Annotated in this window: 5 protein-coding genes; all 5 read left to right on the forward strand. The window is 51.2% G+C overall.

Features of this window, described 5'->3' with window-relative positions; translation table 11 throughout:
* The coding region (locus AC1RQ9_RS18655) for a DUF3085 domain-containing protein (protein WP_485988085.1) at positions 1-263 on the forward strand (263 nt) is incomplete at its 5' end.
* Positions 264-524: 261 nt separating this feature from the next.
* Positions 525-995, forward strand: a complete 471-nt coding sequence (locus tag AC1RQ9_RS18660) for a DUF6878 family protein (RefSeq protein WP_019087440.1) — start codon at positions 525-527, stop codon at positions 993-995.
* Position 996: 1 nt separating this feature from the next.
* Positions 997-1,365, forward strand: a complete 369-nt coding sequence (locus tag AC1RQ9_RS18665) for a DUF6915 family protein (RefSeq protein ID WP_010511883.1) — start codon at positions 997-999, stop codon at positions 1,363-1,365.
* A 284-nt stretch (positions 1,366-1,649) separates the two neighbouring features.
* Positions 1,650-2,060, forward strand: coding sequence for a hypothetical protein (locus AC1RQ9_RS18670; RefSeq protein ID WP_026018840.1), 411 nt, complete (start codon positions 1,650-1,652; stop codon positions 2,058-2,060).
* The gene (locus tag AC1RQ9_RS18675) at positions 2,053-2,697 is read left to right on the forward strand and encodes a hypothetical protein (protein WP_019087113.1); all 645 of its coding nucleotides are present in this window, start codon (positions 2,053-2,055) and stop codon (positions 2,695-2,697) included. Before AC1RQ9_RS18670 ends, AC1RQ9_RS18675 begins: the two co-directional genes overlap by 8 nt.
* Positions 2,698-2,948 lie beyond the last annotated feature (251 nt).

Here is a 2,948-nt window from a genome sequence, read left to right on the forward strand (position 1 = left end):
TGTCGAATGGTTATCCGGGCTTCAGTGACGCTGAGGGTCAGGCGAACCTTGTCGCCTATGCTGTCGAAGCGGACCCGCGCACATGTCCTGACGACTGGTACGATGTCAAACGCGCGTCGTTTGGCGGTGACGATGGCGCGGAATTTCTTTCCGCCGATACCATCCGCAAGGCACTGGAGGCGACTGCGGGCAGTCGTTTGTGGATTGATGTCACGCCTGCGCAGATCAGTTGCCCCTATCTGGCATCCCCGAAAACACCCTGACGCGAACAAGCATATGTCGGATATCGCGAGGACTATTCTTTATTAACGTAAGCAAAAATGTAGGTAACGGGCGAGGTCTGGGCGTAAAAAATAATAAAAATCATGGTAAATATGATCGGAAACGCTATGCTTAACAATCCTACATTAAGGCATTACCTGTCATTGATCTGCTTACGACATGGTTTTCAACGTCCGGCCCGCTTCATTTCCGATAACAAGTGCGGGTATGTGCCCGTGCCTGAGCAACCGAGGGAACTCGCCATGACTGAGAACTTCGAACGAAGCTTTGCGGAGCATGCAGAGCGGTTACTTCGCCATGAAAGAGCATACAATGAAGCTTCAGCGCAAAATCGCAGGATCATCTTTGAAGCGCTTTCGGTATCCAGGATTACAGCCGTTACAGTGTCGTTTGACGGTGAAGGAGATAGCGGCCAGATCGAGGAGATTGCTGTTGTGCCTGAAGGGGAGGATACACTGCTCGACGTCCTTGTCGATGCGGTGACGGCGAGGTGGACTGACTGCGAGACTGTCTCGGAACGTACTCCCCTGCGGGATGTCATCGAACAGGTCTGTTACGCCGCACTGGCCGAGACCAACGGTGGTTGGGAAAACAATGAGGGTGCTTTTGGCGACTTCAGGTTTGACGTGGCCAACAGAACGCTGACGCTCGAATTTAACGGACGATATATGTCCACTGAATATTCCGAGCATAGCTGGACAGAGGAGGCCTGAAATGGCGCATAGTTATTATCATGCTCTCTCGTCGGTGCGGCAGTGGGGAGGTACGGCTGATGACTTCCTGCCTATCCATACCTGGTTCGACGAATCAAAATTGATTTCGGCCGATTTTCGGCATCGTGCGCTGAGACATCACGCGGAAGGAATCTTCCTCGCTGAGAGACTTTTTGGCGTTGTGCTGACAATTTCCACCGGGCGGGTTGTCCCGGTGCGGTTGATCGCCGAGCAGCATATGCGCGAGGACTTTGGATTTATTCCGAGTTTCGTTGATTGGCTGAAGGAAATCCGCCCCCAGCCCTGGATGGGACGGGCGCAGCCCATTCATCGAAGCCTTGATCCCGCTTATGGCAGACTTTCAGAATAACAGAAGACTTCTGAAATACTGGCCGTGACGTAGCCCGTATGCGGCGTCGTGGATATGTCGATACGAGGACCATGGAGCTACAGCTTTTCGTCCTATAAATCAGATAAAATAATGATTGAGGCGAACTTCCGGATGTCACGGGGATAAACGCGTGAAAAAAAAGCTGCGTAGCCCCTTGTCCGGCAGTCCATCCCATGCCTGCACAAAGCTTCCGACCCCGTCTGTCATTTCTCTCGCGAAAGTCCGGACATGCTTCGGGCTTTTGTTTTATGGGGAGTTTCCCGATGGCCAATTACTTCACTCATTTTTCGTGTGTCCTTGATGTAGGGACGGCTGAAAATGCGGAGAGGGCGCTTGAACTCTATCGGAACGAGCCGGAAGATCCTGACGGCTTCTGTGTTTCAAGTGGGTTCTCTCTGAGCGTATCAAGCGAAAACATGTCCAGACTGTGGATCCAAGACGACGGTAGTGGTGACCCTGAGTGTGTTGTTATTTTCGTTTTGAAGTGTGCCTCCACATTCAGTTTGTCGGGACTGTGGGGGTTTGAGTACGCCAACACCTGCTCGCGCTCACGTCTCGAAGCCTTTGGTGGAGGCGCACATGTGATCGATCTCGGCGCGCGACGATCTGTCGGCTGGGTTACCACCAATGACTGGCTGGCGGCTGCTCTCGAAGGAGACACTTCCGATGCATGAAATTATTGCCGTTCCTGTCTATCAAATTGATGAATTGTCCGGATCAGCTCGTGAAAAGGCTCGCTGCTGGTACCGGGACTTTCTTCACCGCTTTTCCTGGTGGGATGCGGTCTATGAGGACTTTCTGCAGATATGCGGCATACTTGGTGTGGACATTGCTACGTTTTTACCCCGGGGTGCAGTAACTCCAGAGCAAGGCGGTCCGTGCCTCTATTTCCGAGGATTTTCTAATCAGGGGGATGGAGCTTCATTCGAGGGGATCTACCGATATGAACGGCATGCATCCCATGAAATCCGCCGTTACGCGCCACGGGATACGCAACTCCACGCGATTGCTGACACCCTGGCGCAGATCCAGAGACGGAATTTCTACCAGCTAATCGCCCGGATTAGCCAGACCGGGCCCTATTATCACGAATTTACAATGACCGTCACTGTGATACGTGAAAGTCAAACCGGATGCGAAATGACCGAAGACGCCGCGCAGATACTCTCTGATGTCATGCGTGATCTTGCACGATGGCTGTATCGCTCTCTCGAAACAGCATGGGATTACGAATCTTCCGATGACGCCGTCGATGAGGCCATTCGCATCAATGAATATACGTTTACGACGAACGGTATCCGGTTCGGATAGATCGTCTGCGCGCAAGGCCGTGGCGGCCTGAAACCGGTCGGCATGGTCATCAGAAGCATGAATATACGGCATGGCTTTGAGAGGGCCCATCAGGACATGCGGGTGAACCGTGTTTGCAAGCAGAGAAAAAGACATGTTTACAAATATAAAATATAAAAATATTGTTTTAAATGATGTTCCGAGATGTATGTATAAAAATATAATATAAAATAATTATAATCAATAAATAAAAAGAAAATATAGAGAGGATC

It is taken from the genome of Komagataeibacter ossonobensis (genome assembly GCF_057359305.1).

Bases quoted from the DNA above. Each gene is read 5' to 3' on its own strand.
- AC1RQ9_RS18670 (WP_026018840.1), top strand. From the start codon at position 1,650: ATGGCCAATTACTTCACTCATTTTTCGTGTGTCCTTGATGTAGGGACG.
- AC1RQ9_RS18675 (WP_019087113.1), top strand. From the start codon at position 2,053: ATGCATGAAATTATTGCCGTTCCTGTCTATCAAATTGATGAATTGTCC.
- AC1RQ9_RS18665 (WP_010511883.1), top strand. From the start codon at position 997: ATGGCGCATAGTTATTATCATGCTCTCTCGTCGGTGCGGCAGTGGGGA.
- AC1RQ9_RS18660 (WP_019087440.1), top strand. From the start codon at position 525: ATGACTGAGAACTTCGAACGAAGCTTTGCGGAGCATGCAGAGCGGTTA.